13 protein-coding genes and 1 pseudogene are annotated in these 14,763 nt (G+C 70.0%); 9 read left to right on the forward strand and 5 right to left on the reverse strand.

The features are described from left to right. Nucleotides 1-4: 4 nt before the first annotated feature. Nucleotides 5-1,042 carry a glycosyltransferase family 2 protein gene (locus tag Ari01nite_RS29190; RefSeq protein ID WP_203785408.1) on the reverse strand — a complete coding sequence of 346 codons (1,038 nt, stop codon included), beginning with the start codon at nt 1,040-1,042 and terminating at the stop codon, nt 5-7. Between the two features lie 135 nt (nt 1,043-1,177). Here Ari01nite_RS29190 and Ari01nite_RS29195 point away from each other — a divergent pair, with 135 nt between their 5' ends. Then, nucleotides 1,178-3,472: a putative bifunctional diguanylate cyclase/phosphodiesterase gene (locus tag Ari01nite_RS29195; protein ID WP_203785409.1), complete on the forward strand. Its 2,295-nt coding sequence runs from the start codon at nt 1,178-1,180 to the stop codon at nt 3,470-3,472. A 107-nt stretch (nt 3,473-3,579) separates the two neighbouring features. Here the strand turns inward: Ari01nite_RS29195 and Ari01nite_RS29200 are convergent, their stop codons facing one another. Continuing rightward, entirely contained in the window at nt 3,580-5,790 is a 2,211-nt protein-coding gene (locus Ari01nite_RS29200) for a putative bifunctional diguanylate cyclase/phosphodiesterase (protein WP_239163117.1), read from the reverse strand. 206 nt (nt 5,791-5,996) lie between these two features. Continuing rightward, nucleotides 5,997-6,401 (reverse strand): hypothetical protein, encoded by a 405-nt coding sequence (locus tag Ari01nite_RS50130; protein WP_239163124.1) that lies wholly within the window; start codon nt 6,399-6,401, stop codon nt 5,997-5,999. Here Ari01nite_RS50130 and Ari01nite_RS50135 point away from each other — a divergent pair. The 6 genes and pseudogenes from Ari01nite_RS50135 to Ari01nite_RS29225 all read left to right on the forward strand — a co-directional run. After that, nucleotides 6,334-6,609 (forward strand): annotated as a pseudogene (locus Ari01nite_RS50135) (extracellular solute-binding protein); the annotation flags it as partial. The gene Ari01nite_RS50130 and the pseudogene Ari01nite_RS50135 overlap by 68 nt on opposite strands. 1 nt (nt 6,610) lies before the next feature. Continuing rightward, on the forward strand, nt 6,611-7,135 hold the full coding sequence (locus Ari01nite_RS50140; RefSeq protein WP_239163125.1) for a type 2 periplasmic-binding domain-containing protein: 525 nt from the start codon (nt 6,611-6,613) through the stop codon (nt 7,133-7,135). Nucleotides 7,136-7,220: 85 nt separating this feature from the next. Continuing rightward, a complete protein-coding gene (locus tag Ari01nite_RS29210) occupies nt 7,221-8,210 on the forward strand; it encodes a zinc-dependent alcohol dehydrogenase family protein (RefSeq protein WP_203785410.1) in 990 nt (329 codons plus the stop codon). Between the two features lie 94 nt (nt 8,211-8,304). Continuing rightward, nucleotides 8,305-9,822 carry an APC family permease gene (locus Ari01nite_RS29215; protein WP_203785411.1) on the forward strand — a complete coding sequence of 506 codons (1,518 nt, stop codon included), beginning with the start codon at nt 8,305-8,307 and terminating at the stop codon, nt 9,820-9,822. Nucleotides 9,823-9,827: 5 nt separating this feature from the next. After that, nucleotides 9,828-10,280, forward strand: coding sequence for a hypothetical protein (locus Ari01nite_RS29220; protein ID WP_203785412.1), 453 nt, complete (start codon nt 9,828-9,830; stop codon nt 10,278-10,280). Further along, nucleotides 10,277-10,570, forward strand: coding sequence for a hypothetical protein (locus tag Ari01nite_RS29225; RefSeq protein ID WP_239163118.1), 294 nt, complete (start codon nt 10,277-10,279; stop codon nt 10,568-10,570). Before Ari01nite_RS29220 ends, Ari01nite_RS29225 begins: the two co-directional genes overlap by 4 nt. On the opposite strand, the gene Ari01nite_RS29230 is transcribed toward Ari01nite_RS29225, so the two are convergent. Continuing rightward, on the reverse strand, nt 10,567-11,460 hold the full coding sequence (locus tag Ari01nite_RS29230) for a DUF4240 domain-containing protein (RefSeq protein ID WP_203785413.1): 894 nt from the start codon (nt 11,458-11,460) through the stop codon (nt 10,567-10,569). The genes Ari01nite_RS29225 and Ari01nite_RS29230 overlap by 4 nt on opposite strands. A gap of 83 nt (nt 11,461-11,543) precedes the next feature. Then, nucleotides 11,544-12,155: a TetR/AcrR family transcriptional regulator gene (locus tag Ari01nite_RS29235; RefSeq protein WP_203785414.1), complete on the reverse strand. Its 612-nt coding sequence runs from the start codon at nt 12,153-12,155 to the stop codon at nt 11,544-11,546. 144 nt (nt 12,156-12,299) lie between these two features. Between Ari01nite_RS29235 and Ari01nite_RS29240 the strand changes: the two genes are divergently transcribed. Further along, nucleotides 12,300-13,889: an alpha/beta hydrolase gene (locus Ari01nite_RS29240; protein ID WP_203785415.1), complete on the forward strand. Its 1,590-nt coding sequence runs from the start codon at nt 12,300-12,302 to the stop codon at nt 13,887-13,889. 268 nt (nt 13,890-14,157) lie between these two features. Beyond that, the gene (locus Ari01nite_RS29245) at nt 14,158-14,745 is read left to right on the forward strand and encodes a TMEM165/GDT1 family protein (protein ID WP_203785416.1); all 588 of its coding nucleotides are present in this window, start codon (nt 14,158-14,160) and stop codon (nt 14,743-14,745) included. The last annotated feature ends 18 nt before the right edge of the window (nt 14,746-14,763 follow it).

Genomic DNA, 14,763 nt, shown 5'->3' on the forward strand with positions numbered 1-14,763 from the left:
TGGGTCAAAGTATGGACGCGGTGGGTGCCCGCGGTGTCGCGGGGGCGACATCCCGGGAAACCGATGATGTCCGTTCGGCTTTCCGGCGCCTCCGTACGGTCGCCCGATAGCCGGCCCGGAGTAGCGCGTACAGCGGATAGTTGTTGGTCTGCACCAACCGCATCCGCAGGCTCTGCGGTTGGAAGCCGGCCGGCCGGTGCCGCCGGTACAGCGCGGAGATCTGCCGGAAGAACTGCCGGCGGTGGTTCGGGTGCATCCGGTGCTCGTTGCCCGCCACCACCAGCAGATGGTTGATCATGAGGGTGAACATCTGGATCTTCAGCGCCGGGTCGACGTCGCGTCCGATCATCCACGCGTGCAGCAGGTCGTACTGGAAAAAGGCCTCGAAGTGCCGGTGGCTGCGGGTTGCGGTGATCGCGCCGGGCCGGCCGATCCGGTAGTGGTAGCAGACCCGGTCGAGTGCGGCGATCCGGTCGGCCGCGAGCAGCACCGGGTGGCTGAACGAGACGTCCTCGTACCACCCTGGTCGAAAGCGCAGGCCATGCCGGATCAGGAAGTCCCGGTTGATGATCCGGTTCCACGCGGTGTGCTGGACGCCGAGCATCCGCTCCCGGGTCGCTTCACCGGCGAGCAGGTGGGAACTGGCGTCGGCCCGGACCCGGCCGTCCTCGTGCACCCGCAGATGGTCGATCAGCAGCACGTCCGGGCGACCGGCGCGCAGTGCGGCAAGCACCGCGCTCACCGACCCGGCGGGCAGCCAGTCGTCGCTGTCCACGAACCAGACGTATTCGCCGGTCGCCTCGGCCAGCCCCGCGTTTCGCGCCGGTCCCAGCCCCACGTTCTTGGTCAAATGCAAGATCTTCAGGCCGCCGTACGCGTCCAGCAGCGCGCCACACCCATCGGGTGAAGCGTCGTCGACCGCGACGATTTCGACCTGCGCCCGTTCCTCGGCGGTCAGCCCGGCCGTGATCGAGTCCAGGCAGGTCGTCAGATAGTCCTCGACGGCGTACACGGGCACGACCACGCTCAAAACGACGGGCATCAGCTCACCGTGCTTCAGAAGGGTTAAGAACGGGCGAACCAAAGTTTGCCGGGATCTGCGTCACAGCTCAATTCCTCACCTCGGTGACCCCCTGACCGATCGAAGCGGCGCAGAGGCTGAGAAGGAGGCTGAAGTATGGGGGCGCTTCGGACCCGGTTGTCCGCTTTGACGGGTGGACCCGACGTCCTGTTGCGGCATGCCGGCGTCCTCATGGTCGTGGCGATTGCCCTGTTCACGGTCAACGCGGTCGACCCGGTGCTGCCCTGGTGGCTGCTCTGGGCGCCGGCCGTGATCGGCTCCGGCGTGGTAACCGTGCATTTCTGGCGGACCGCACAGGCCGAGCACCTGCCGGCACCGATCAGACGTTTCTGGCGCCATGTGTGTGTGGTGGCAATCCTGGTCGGTTGCGGCATTCTGGCCGAGGCCATTCAGTTCGTCTCGATCGACATGCCGACCCGGCCCGCGCCCACCCCGGTCCAACTGGTCTTCCACGCCGCCGCCGTGGTCCTGGTCGTCTACGCCATGTTCCGCCTGCCGTTCGGCGGACAGACCCGCGGCGGCGTGTTCCGGGTGGTGCTCGACGCCGGCACGGTGATGCTCGGCTGCGCCGTCTTCATGTGGCATTTCTCCACCCGGAACGCGTTCGCCACCGGCGATTCCAAGATCGTGTGGTCCTCGCTGGTGCTGAGCCTGCTGGCCATGGTCGCGGTCTTCGCGGTGGCCAAGGTGACGCTCACCCGGCACGAGTCGGCCCTCGACCGTACGGCGCTGCGGCTGGTCGGCCTCGCGGTGCTGATCGGCGCGCTGGTCCCGGTGATGTTCCCGCTTGTGGTGCAGAGCGACCCGCGCCTGCACATGGACATCATCGACCTGCCGATCATCTACTTCATCGTGGGACTGGCGTCGCGCCGGCAGCGGGCCGCCGAGTACGGACCCCGCCGCGGCAAGCGCCCGGCCCGGATGCGGTCGTTCAGCGTGCTGCCGTACGTCGCGGTGGCCGCGGTGGACGGCCTCCTGCTGGCGGTGACCATCCCCGAACCGGCGCCCGGCTACCAGCTGGTGGTGGTCAGCGCCATCCTGCTGACCGCGGTCGTGGTGATCCGCCAGGTCACCGCGTTCCTGGACAACGGCCGGCTGCTGAAACGCCTCGACCACGGCGCCACCCACGACGCCCTCACCCAGCTGCCCAACCGGGTCCTCTTCCACGACCGCCTCCAGCAGGCGCTGGCCGCCCCCGGCGACCGCCGGGTCAGCGTGGCCCTGATCGACCTGGACGACTTCAAGATCGTGAACGACACCCTCGGCCACGAGGTCGGCGACCAGCTGCTGGTCTCGGTGGCTGAACGCCTGGGCGCCTGCATCCGGGTCGAGGACACGGTGGCCCGCCTCGGCGGCGACGAGTTCGTGGTGGTGCTCGACGGCGTCGACCCGGCCGCCGCCGACCTGGCCGCCCAGCGCATGATCGCCGCGCTCGCCGCCCCGGTCCTGGCCGACGGCCACGAACTGCCGATCCGCGCCAGCATCGGCGTCGCCGACGGCCGCGCCGGCGACGACCCCAGCGTCCTGCTCCGCCAGGCCGACATCGCCATGTACGCGGCGAAGCTCATCCCCGGCACCGCCCACCTGCACTACACCGCCGACATGACCCAGCCCGGCACCGACCAGACCGGTCTGGGCGCCGACCTGAGCCAGGCGCTGGAGCGCGACGAACTGTTCCTGATCTACCAGCCGATCGTGGCCCTGGAGGACGGCCGCCTGCTGGGCGCCGAGGCGCTGGTGCGCTGGGCCCACCCCACCCACGGCACGCTGTCCCCCCAGGTCTTCGTGCCGGCCGCCGAGCGCAACGGCCTGATCGTCCCGCTGACCCGCTGGGTGCTGCGCGCGGCGCTGACCCAGTTGGCCACCTGGGACGCCGGCGCGCTCCCCGGCCTCAGCGTCAACGTGTCCGCGCGCGACCTGCGCGAGCCAGACCTCATCGAGACCGTGGCCGCGCTGCTGACCGAGTTCGACATCCAGCCCGGCCGCGTCACCCTGGAGATCACCGAGTCGGTCCCGCTGGACGTAGCCGAGGCCGCGGCCACGGTGCGCGGCCTGCGAGCGCTGGGCGTCCGGGTGGCGCTGGACGACTTCGGCACGGGAAGCTCGACGCTGACCACGCTGCACGGCGTCCCGGTGGACGAGCTGAAGCTCGACCTCAGCTTCACCCAGACAGCCCCCACGGCCGAGGTGCCGGTAGCGGCCGCGGTCCGCCAGATGGCCGGCTCACTGGGCCTGCACGCGGTGGCCGAGGGCGTAGAAACCCAGCTCCAGGCCGACCACCTGCGCGAACTGGGCTACGTGGCGGCCCAGGGCTTCCACTTCGCCCGCCCGATGCCGGCAGCCGACTTCACGGCCTTCCTCACGGGCGTCCCGCTGACCTCAGCGGCCTGACTCCGGCTCCCACAGACCGAATCACCAAGATCGGGCCAAAGCGCCCAGGCGGGCCAGCGGTCCGCGAGGGGCGGGCGGCGAGTGGCCGGTTGGGGCGGGGGCGGGTGTCAGGCCGGGTCGGCGGGGAAGAGCAGCTCGTCCAAGGCTGCCCGGGTCAGCGGCTCGGCGAAGTAGTAGCCCTGGCCCAGCTCGCAATTGCCGTCGGCCAAGGAGTCCAGCTGGCCCTCGTGTTCGATGCCCTCGGCGATGGTGGACAGCTGGAGGGCTCGGCCCAGCTGGATTATGCCGTGGGTCAGGGCGGCGGCCGTCGGCTCGTCGACCACGTCGTCCACGAAAGACTTGTCGATTTTGATGATGTCAACCGGGAAACGGCGTAGGTAGGCCAGCGAAGAGTAGCCCGTGCCGAAGTCGTCGATGGCCAGGCGTACGCCCAAGGCTTTTATCTCTGTCAGCCTGGTCAGGGTGGCCGGGCGGTGGTCGACCAGCAGGGACTCGGTGAGCTCCAGGATCAGGCGGTCGGCGGGCAGGCCGCTGGAGGTCAGCGCGGACTGCACGATCAGCGGCAGGGCCGGCTGCTCCAGTTGGACGGCCGAGAGGTTGACGCTGACCGTGATGGGCTGGCCGGAGCGGCGGGCGTTCCAGGCTGCGACCCGGGAGCAAGCTTCGCGCAGCACCCACTCGCCGATCGGCACGATCATGCCGGTTTCCTCGGCCAGCGGGATGAAGTCCATCGGCGCGACCTCGCCGCGGGTCGGGTGGGCCCACCGGATCAGGGCCTCGACGCCGGTGATCTCGCCGCTGGTCAGGTTGACGATCGGCTGGTAGCGCAGCTCGAACTCGTGCCGGACCACGGCGCGTCGCAGGTCGGCCTCGAGTTCGATGGACGCCTGGAACGCACGCTGCATGTCCGGCTCGAAGACCTCGTACCGGTCTTTTCCATGCTTTTTCGCCTGGTTCATGGCCAGGTCGGCGTGGACCAGCAGCTGCTGCGCGTCGTCCTCGCCGGGGGCGCTGAACGCGATGCCGATGCTGGCGCTCACGTACGCCTCCGAGCCCAGGTCGAACGGCTCGTGCAGCAGTGCCAGGATCCGCTCGGCTACCGGCACCGGCTCGGCGGCGTCGGCCATCCCGGGCAGCAGCACGGCGAACTCGTCGGCGCTGAGCCGGGCCGCTGTGTCGCCGTCGCGCAGGCAGGACTTGATCCGCTCGGCGGCGCCGACCAGCAGCGCGTCACCGGCGGGGTGCCCGAGCGAGTCGTTGACGACCTTGAACCGGTCCAGGTCGACGATCAGCACGGCCACCCCGGTGGTGGCGGTGGCGAGTGCCTCCTCCATCCGGGTGAGGAACAGCGCGCGGCCGGCCAGGCCGGTGAGCGAGTCGAGGAACGAGTGGTTCATCGCCTCCAGCGTCCGTGCGTCGGTGATCGCGAGGCTCGCGTGCTCGGCGAACGCCCGCAGCATCTCCTGGGCCGACTTGTCCCACTCCCGGCACTGGCTGAACGTGCCGACCGTGAGGCTGCCGACCGGGCGGCCGTTCTCGTGGATCGGGGTGGCCATCACCGACTGGAGGCGGGCCGCGGCCATCGCGGGCACGGCGATCGGCGAGGTGGTGTAGTCCTCGACCATCACCAGTTCGTCGCCGAGGACGGCCAGGCCGGACACCCCGGCGGCGGGCAGTGGGATGCGGGTGCACTGGGCCAGCACCTCGGCCGGGATGCCGCTCCCGGCGACCAGGCTGCCGAGGCCCGGGTCGTCCGCCTCGAGCAGGCCGACCGTGCACATCTCGACGCCGAGCAGTTCCCGGCAGGACCGGGTGACCCGGTCGAAGATCTGTTCCAGTGGGGTGCGCAGGGCGATCTCCCGCTGGATCTCGGTGAGGTGCTCGAACAGGCGCTGCCGCTGCTGGAGGAAGTCGAGCAGGCGGTCGTTCTCCTCGGCGTAGCGGCGCTCGGAGGCGAGCATGTGCAGCGAGCTGAGGCTCAATTCGAGCACCCGGGCCATGCCGCGGAGCAGGCAGACCTCCTCGGCGCTGAATGCGGCGTCCGGGCCACCGCGGCCGAGCACCAGCACGCCGGGTTCGGCGCCGCCGATGGTGGCGTAGGTGACCGCGTGCGGCCGGCCGGCGAGGTCGAGTGTGTGGCGGCGGCCGGCGGCGACCTCGGCCAGGGCGTACGCGGGCACGTCGGCGCTCGGCAACCCGACGGTGGCGACCACGCCGTTGTCGATCATGAGTACCGCCACGTCGGCGTCGAGGGCGCGCGCGGCGCAGGCGACGGCAGCGTCGTGTGCCGCCGGCCCGGCGGGGCGATCGGCGACCACGGACAGGAACTCTGTCAGTTGCTGTGTCGCTAGCACGGCTTCCCAGTCGGCCGGCGCGTGCGGCAGTTGAGCGAAACCGCCCGCGCGCCCGAGCGCACACCCGCGGGCATGAAGCGGGCACCGTTTCACGGCAAACGGGCACGCGATTTGCGAAGTTTATCAGCTATGAGACCGGTATGCGTTCCGGATGGGCTCCGGGCAAGCGGTCACCGAAACAACGAACTCACCGGGTCAGTGGTGCGGGCCACCTGCGTTTCTCCGGTTTGCAAATAGTCCAGGTACGGGAGGAGACGGCGATGATTTCCGATGAGCGGCACCGTTATGCCCGGCTCGGACCGCACGCGATCCGAGTCTAGAAACCACCAATTCTGCATTCGCCGTTTTCGAATAGAACGGAGGTTCCGCCATGCCCAGAAAACTCGCCCTGGCCGCCGTCGGCCTGTTGCTGGCGACGGCCGGCGTTCGGGCGCCGGCTCGACCGGCGGCAGCGGCGGGGACACCGCCGACCACACCATCACCGCGCAGATGGTCGGCAATCCGCAGATGGAGGACATCCGGAAGCTGATCGCCGAGAACTTCACCGAGCAGACCGGGATCACCGTGAAGTTCACGATCCTCCCGGAGAACGATCTTCGCGACAAGGTCACCCAGGACGTCGCCAACCAGGGCGGACAGTACGACGTCGCCACGGTGGGCGCGTACGAGGTGCCGATCTGGGCCAAGAACGGCTGGCTGCACGAGTTGTCCACGCAGGCGCGGGCGGATTCCGCGTACGACGTCGATGATCTGCTCAAGCCGATGGTGGCGTCGCTGACCGGCGATGACGGCAAGATGTACGCCGCTCCGTTCTACGGCGAGTCCTCCGTCCTCGTACGGCGGAACTTGGTTCTCACCGGAATTCACGGCCGCGACCAGGTTCTACGTCGATCTGCTGCGCAACTCCGGCCAGTCCGGCGCGCCGCAGTCCGGATTCACCGAGTGCCTCAACACGTTCTCCTGGGCGACCAGCAAGGAGTACGAGAAGCTGGTCGGCGAGAAGCTCGGCTGGTCCCGGCTGCCGTCCGGCAAGCGCACCTCGACCTACGCGATCCCGGAGTACAGGAGCTCGGCGGCCGCGTTCGCCGACATCACGCTCGGCTCGATCGAGAACGCCAACCCGCAGAACCCCGGCGTGCAACCGCGGCCCGCGCTGGATGTGCAGTTCGTCGGCATCCCCGAGTTCGCCGATCTCGGCACCAAGGTGTCGCAGGAGGTGAGTGCGGCGATCGCGGGCCGCACTACAGTGGAGAAGGCCCTGGCCAACGGTCAGGCCCAGGCCGAAACTGTGGCTAAGAAGTACAAGTAGTGACCACGATGGTGGCCATCCGGTCTCTTCCGAGGGACTTACCTCGCGCGCCTCTGCACCGCGGCCTGTCGATGGGAGCCGTCAAATGAAAGCAGCCGTCGTCCTCACCCCCGGCGAGATCGCCATCGAGGAGGTGCCGGACCCCGCGCCCGGCCCCGCCGAGGTGGTGGTCAAGCCGGCGGCGGTCGGCATCTGCGGCACCGATCTGCACATTATGGACGGTGAGTTCGCCCCGGCGTACCCGATCGTGCCGGGGCACGAACTGGCCGGCGAGATCGTCGCGGTCGGTTCCGCGGTGGTCGGCTACGCGGTCGGCGATCAGGTCGCGGTCGACCCCTCGCTGTACTGCGGATACTGCTACTACTGCAAGCGGGCGCGGGGCAACCAGTGCGAGAACTGGGGCGCGATCGGGGTGACCGTCGCCGGTGCCGCGGCCGAATATGTGGCGGCGCCGATGGCCAACCTGTTCCGGTTGCCGGAGCACCTGCCGGCCCGGGATGCGGCGCTAATCGAGCCGCTGTCCTGCGCGGTGCGCGGCTTCGACGTGCTGCCCCGGCACCTGGCCTCGTCGTACCTGATCTACGGTTCCGGGACGATGGGCCTGATGATGCTGGAACTCGCCAAGCGGGCTGGTGCCGAGTCGGTGTCCATGGTGGACCTGAACCCGGAGCGGCTGGCCACCGCGGTCCGGCTCGGCTGCTCCGCAGCCGTTGCATCGGCCGGGGAGCTGGTCGCGCCGCGGGGGTTCGATGTGGTCATTGACTGTACGGGCGCAGAAGCCGCGATCCGGGACGGGTTGTCCCGGGTCGGACGTGGCGGGACATTCCTCCAGTTCGGTGTGGCCGGGTACGACGCGCGGGTGGCGATCGAGCCGTACGAGATCTACCGCCGCGAGATCACCATCACCGGGTCGATGGCGGTGCTGCACAGCTTCGAGCGGGCCGGCGAACTGATGGCGGCCGGCGTGCTCGATCCATCGATCTTCGTCTCTCACCGCCGCCCGCTGACCTCGTACGCCGCCGCCCTGGACCAGTTCCGCCAAGGCGTGGGTCGGAAAATCCTCATCGAACCCTGAGGTCAACGGTGGTATGTGCCAATCCGCTGACCGAAAGTGAGTGAACCGATACGGGTAGTTGGCAGATCGGTGGCCGATCAGGCTCAATTGATCCGTGGGTACGGATGATGAACCGTCGCAGACCCTCGCCCCCGGCCGTATCGGCGCGGCCGCCGTCACCTTCTTCGCGATCGCCGCGACCGCCCCCATCGCCGTACTGGTCTTCGTGGTGCCCGCCGCGTACGCCCGTGGCGGCGGGCCCCTGGTTCCGCTCAGCATCGTGGCCGTCGGCGCCGTCCTGGTGCTGTTCGCCGCCGCGTACGCGGCCATGGCCCACCGGGCGCCCTACGCCGGCGCCATGTACGCGTACGTCTCCCGGGGTCTCGGCCGGCCCGGCGGATTAGCCGCCGGTTGGCTCGCCCTGCTCTCCTACCAGGCCCTGCAACTCGGCCTGTACGGCGTCGCCGGCCTGGCCGCGGCGCCGCTGCTGCGCAACTGGTTCCAGATCGACGCGCAGTGGTGGATGGTGGCCTGGGCCTGCTGGCTGCTCGTCGCGCTGTGCGGCCTCCTGTCCGTCGAGGTGGCCAGCGGCCTGTTCGCCCTGCTGGTGATCGTCGAGGTGGCGGTGATCGCCGGTTTCGCCGCGGCCAACGTGATCCAGCCGGCCGGCGGCGACTTCACCGCCGACACGATCATCCCCGGCCCGGTCGACCGCCCGGCGCTGGGTCTGCTTCTCGCGGTCGCCGCGCTCGCCTTCGTCGGCTTCGAGACCACCGGCACGTACGCGGAAGAGGTCATGCGCCCCCGCCGCGAGGCCGGCCACGCCACCTACGCGGCCGTGCTGATCCTCACCGTGCTGCTCGCGTTCGCCGCCTGGTCGGTGAGCGCCGGCGCGGGCAGCGGCCAGGTGTCCCGGCTGGCCCGGGCCCGCGGTTCGGAACTCGTCTTCGACCTGGCCGGCGCCCGCCTCGCGCCGTGGGCCGTCACGCTCGGCCGGGTGCTGCTGCTGGTCGGCCTGTTCGCCGCGATGCTGGCGCTGCACAACGCGATGTCCCGCTACCTGTTCGCGCTCGGCCGCGAGCGGGTGCTGCCGGCCGCGCTGTCCCGCACCTCGGTCCGGTCCGGGTCGCCGCAGGTGGCCTCGCTGACCCAGTCGCTGGTCGCCGGCCTGATCCTGACCGGCGCCTACCTGGCCGGCGTCACCGCGCCGACAATCCTGGCCAGCCGCCTGAGCGTGGTCGGTGGCGTCGGCATCCTGCTGATTCTGCTGGCCACCGGTCTGTCCGCGCTGCTGCACCTCAACCGGGTGCCGAACGGCGAGGGCACCTGGGGTCGCTTCCTGGCCCCGATCCTGTCCACTGTGGCCATCGGAACCCTGTGTTACCTGGCATTATGGAACCTGCCCGGCCTGCTGGGCGTTCCACCCGAATCGTCGCTCGTGTGGCTGGTGCCGCCGGCACTGGCCGTCCTCGGCGGCACGCTCCACGGCGCCGCGCTGCGCGGCACACGCCCCGTGATCTACGCGGGTATCGGCCAGGGCGGTGTGCCCGTCGTCGTGACTCCCCAAGCGGCGCCGGACATCCCCAGCCAGCGCACACCCGGCGCACATCGCCCCGAGCGAGTGAAGAGGTGAACGCCATGTCGATATATCCCCTGACATATCCCGGCTGGTCGTGGACGGGACTTCTGAGCGGCGCGCTGCGAAAGCAGCGCGCCGCTTCTGTTTTGGAGGCCACCCGCGTCCTGGCGCTGGGCATGGACACCGCAACCGGCCGGTTCCGCCCGAACGAGGCCGAGACCGCGGTGCGTATCGAGGTCACCCTGGGCGTCCGTCTCACCCGAGCCCCGCGCTGGTCCCGAGCCGACTGGTTCGACGAGCGCGGCATCTCCTACGACGCGGTGGGCCCGTTCGCGGCCGGCCGTTTCGACCAGCAGTGGCGCCGCTTCTCCGAACAGATCGTGCTGCACCTCAACAAGGCGGAGTTGGTGCCGGTGGACGTCACCCTGTTCACCCCCGCCCAGGTGGAGGTGGTGGCAACCTTCATCGCCGAACGCCGCCTGGCCCCCCGAGTCTTCATCCTGGGGCGATGATGGCCGCCCTGATCATGGTCCGCGAGGGCCGCGACTGGCAGACGTCCGGCGCCCTCTTCGACTGGACCCTGGAATACCTGATCCCGCGAGTCGCCGACGAAAAGACGGCGGAGTTGCTGCGCACGGTGGTCGAGGAAAATCTCGGCAACCTGTGGATCCCCGACCTGCCGGGGGAGGCGCAGGAGGAGATCTACGCGGTGATCCGAACGGGCCTGCTGGCGACGGCCGGCCAGGAGCTGCCACGAGCTGCGCTCGACCAGCTGAGAGAACTGGTGGCGCTCACCTACTAACCGAAGAACTCCTGGATCTGGGCCAGGGTCAGGTAGCCCTGCGCCTCCAGGTCCTGTGGGGCCGAGGGCAGCGCCTTGGTGGTCACCGGGACCTCGGGGACGTCGGAGGGCAGCGCCGGGACCGGTGGGGTCGGTGGCAGCGCCGGCAGCGACATCGCCTGGCCGATCACCTCGAACATGGCGCGGACCTCGGCCACCGCTCGGGTGGGCAGGTCGGCGTCGGGGCCGGTGGGCAGGGCGCAGGTGAAGTTGGCCTTGAGGCGGTCGTCGAAGCGGCGGATGTCGGCGCTCGGGCGCAGGTGGTCGAGTTTGCCCTCGGCCACTATGCCCAGTTCGCACGCGGACAGGCCGGACTGGCGCCACCAGGCTCGCCAGGCCGGGTCGGCGTCCAGGGTGAGGGCCACGTGGCGCAGGACGATCATGTAGTCGCGCGGGGCGCGGCCGTCGCCGGTGGTGGTGCCCATGTGCGGGCGCAGCCAGGAGTCGCCCCAGGCCGCCACGTTGGAGCCGGTGCGGGTGCTCACCGCGGGCTGGTGCTGCCAGGCGTTGCGGGTGGAGGTGCGGTAGGCGCGTTCGGCCAGCGGCAGCAGCTGGGTGCCGGGGCGGCCGGCGAACGAGGCCAGCGTGGCCGGTGCGCTCAGGACCTGGCGGTACGCGCTGGCGCCGGCGGCGACGGCGGCGCAGCGTACGCCCAGAAACGACGTGCCGGAGGTGGCGACGGCCCGGTAGTGCGCGGGGGTGTCCAGCGCGTGCAGCGCGCGGGCCAGGTGGTCGGCGAAGTCGCGGATGTCGGCGGCGCTGTGGTCGGAGAGCTCGTCGGCCAGCCGGTCGAAGTCTGCCGGGTCGTGGCCGATCCGGTCGACCAGGTCCCAGAAGGTCTGCTCGTCCATCTCCGCATGCTGACATAACTGCCATATCGCAAGGAGCAACGTGGCGCGGCGCGTCCGGGGGAACGCGTCGCTCCGAAATCCGCTCAGGTGGTGGGGGTCAGCTGGGCGGCGGCCAGCAGGCCGGCCGCCGCCTCGCGGGCCAGCAGGGCCGTGCCGGGGCGGTGGTCCATCCGGGCGCCGATCGAGGCGCCGTCGTAGAGCAGCATGAACTGGTCGGCCAGCAGGGCCGGGTCTCCGACGCCGGCGGCGGCCGCCAACTCGGTGAACACGCCCCGGGTCCAGGCGCGGTTGGCGTTGGCCATCTGCTCGACGGCGCCGCCGGGGGTCACCGACTCGGCGCTCGCGTTGTGGAAGGCGCAGCCGCGGAAGCCGGGCGCCGTGGTCAGCTCGCTCAGCACGTCGAAGACGCCGAGCAGGCGGTCCCGCGGGTTGTCGTAGCGCTCCAGGCCGGCCAGTAGCCGCTCGCGCCGGGCCCGGTGCCGGTTCTCCAGGTACGCGCGTACCAGCTCCTCCTTGCTGCCGAACGCGCTGTACAGCGACGCCTTCGCGACGCCGGCCCGCTCGATGATGCGGTCGATGCCGACCGTGTGGACGCCCTCGGTGTAGAACAGCTCGTCGGCGGCGGCCAGCAGACGGGCGCGCGCGGACGGCTTCCGCGGGGATGACCGCGGGGATGGAACAGGTGAAATAGCCATAAACGCGACACTAGGCAGAGCGGGCGGAAACGGCGGCAGACCGGTCTGTTTATCACCTCGTGAGGGACGCCCCGGCGTGGGCGGCGGAGCTGAGGCGGCCGAGCATCAGAGCATAAGGGGGCGAATCGGACACAAGGGGTAGGCATGAAGAGACTTCTGGCGACGGCCGTCACCGTTGCCCTGGCGGTGACCGGGTCCGTGGTGAGTGGGGCCACGGCGACCGGTGCCCGGGCGGATGGGCGCGCGGCGAAGCCCGGCTACCCGCCGCTGACCTGGGGCACGTGCGCCGACACGAACCTGCAGACGCGCAAGGCAGAGTGCGCTTTGCTGACCGTACCGCTGGACTATGACAAGCCCGGCTCGGCGACGATTCAGATCGCCGTCTCACGGATCAAGCACACCGTGCCGGAGGACAAGTACCAGGGCGTCATGCTGGTCAACCCGGGCGGGCCGGGCGGGAAGGGCCTCGGTCTTGCCTCGCTGGGTGCGCATGTCCCGAGGAGCGCGGGTGCGGCGTACGACTGGATTGGTTTTGATCCTCGCGGCGTGGGTGCGAGCAAGCCGGCACTGAGCTGCGACCACGACTACGCCGGATACCGCCGGCCGGAGTACGTGCCGACCACCGCCGCGATCGAGAAGACCTGGCTCCAGCGTGCCGAGGGGTACGCGAAGGCGTGCGCCCGGTCCGGCGGCGCGCTGCTCCACCACCTCAAGACCCTGGACACCGTCCGGGACATGGACAGCCTGCGGATGGCGCTGGGTGCCCTGAAGATCAACTTCTACGGGTTCTCGTACGGCAGCTACCTCGGGCAGGTCTACGCCACCCGGTACCCGTCCCGGGTCGGCAGGATGGTCCTGGACGGTGTCGTCAACCCGGCCCGGGTCTGGTACGACTCGAACCTCGATCAGGACCTAGCCTTCGATCACAACATGCAGGTCTATTTCGCCTGGCTGGCCAAGTACGACAAGGTCTACCGGCTGGGAAGGACCGGCAAGGTCGTCGCCAAGCGGTTCTATGCCGAGAAGGCCAAGCTGGCCACCGCGCCGGCCGCCGGGGTGATCGGGCCGTCCGAGCTCACCGACATCTTCCTGCAGGCCGGCTACTACGTGTTCGGCTGGGAGGACATCGCGCAGGCGTTCAACGCCTGGGTGCACAAGCGGGACCCGCAGCCGCTCAAGAAGCTCTACGACAAGGACAACCCGCAGACCAAGGACGCCGACAACGGCTACGCGGTCTATCTCGGCGTGCAGTGCACCGACGTGCAGTGGCCGCTGAGCTGGACCAAGTGGACCGCGGACAACTGGGAGATGCATCGCCGGGCGCCGTTCGAGACCTGGGCCAACGCCTGGTACAACGCGCCCTGCCGGACCTGGCCCGCCAAGGCCGGCATCCCGGTCACCGTCTCCGGCGAGACCGTGCCGCCGATCCTGCTGATCAGCGAGACGCTGGACGCGGCCACCCCGTTCACCGGCGCGCTCGAGACGCGCAAGCGGTTCCCGAAAGCCGTCCTGGTCGAGGGCGTCGGCGGCACCACCCACTCGGGCTCGTTGTTCGGCGGCGAGTGCGTCGACAACGTGGTGGCGGACTACCTGGCCACCGGTGTCCTGCCCAAGCGGCGGTCCGGCGAGCGGTCCGACAAGCACTGCCCGCCGGTCGCGCAGCCGGACCCGACGAACGGCGACAAGCCCGCCGGCAAGCGGCTCGAGCTGCGGCGGCTGATCGACGGCCGGTAGTGCCTCCGGCCGCCCGGGCGGGTGACACGCACCACCAACCCGGGCGGCCGGCCCGCCGCGCTGGATATGCTCGACCATGCGAAGGGGAGTAGCTCCCAACGTCGCGGTCGACATACTGACCCCGGTTTCCGGCTGACGCTGGTCTCCGGGTTCCGGCCGCGCGGCCTCTGCGGAGGCGAGCGAGACCTTCGACTTGGCTGTTTGACGACGGCCGGGTCGAGGTCGCCCCGAGCAGCTTCCTCCCGGTCCTGATACACCGGGAGTTCTCGTGGAAGGTTTTCTCGCCGCTACGGCGATCAGTTTCGCGGTCATCTTCGTGGCCGAACTGGGCGACAAATCCCAGCTCATGGCCATGACCTTCGCGACCCGCTTCAAACTGGTGCCGGTGCTCATCGGCATCACGGTGGCCACCGCGGTGGTGCACGCCGTCTCGGTCGGCATCGGCTACGGCCTGGGCGCCACCCTGCCGACCGGGTGGATCTCGCTGATCGCCGGTCTCGCCTTCCTCGCGTTCGGCGCCTGGACCCTGCGCGGCGACGAGCTCACCGACGCCGAAAAAACCAAGGCCGAGCGCAGTACGGGATCCGCCGTGCTGGCCGTGGGCGGCGCGTTCTTCCTGGCCGAGCTCGGCGACAAGACGATGCTGGCCACGATCACGCTGGCCACCCAGCACGGCTGGTTCGGCACCTGGCTGGGTTCGACGGTCGGCATGGTGGCCGCCGACGCGCTGGCCATCCTGGTGGGCCGGATGCTCGGCCGGCACCTGCCCGAAAAATTCATCAAGTACGGTGCGGCCGCACTCTTCGCTATCTTCGGCATTTGGTTGATCGTGGAAGCCGTCATCCAACTGCGATAGGGGAGGGGGCCGCCGGAC

This window comes from Paractinoplanes rishiriensis (genome assembly GCF_016862375.1).
Lineage (GTDB): Bacteria > Actinomycetota > Actinomycetes > Mycobacteriales > Micromonosporaceae > Actinoplanes > Actinoplanes rishiriensis.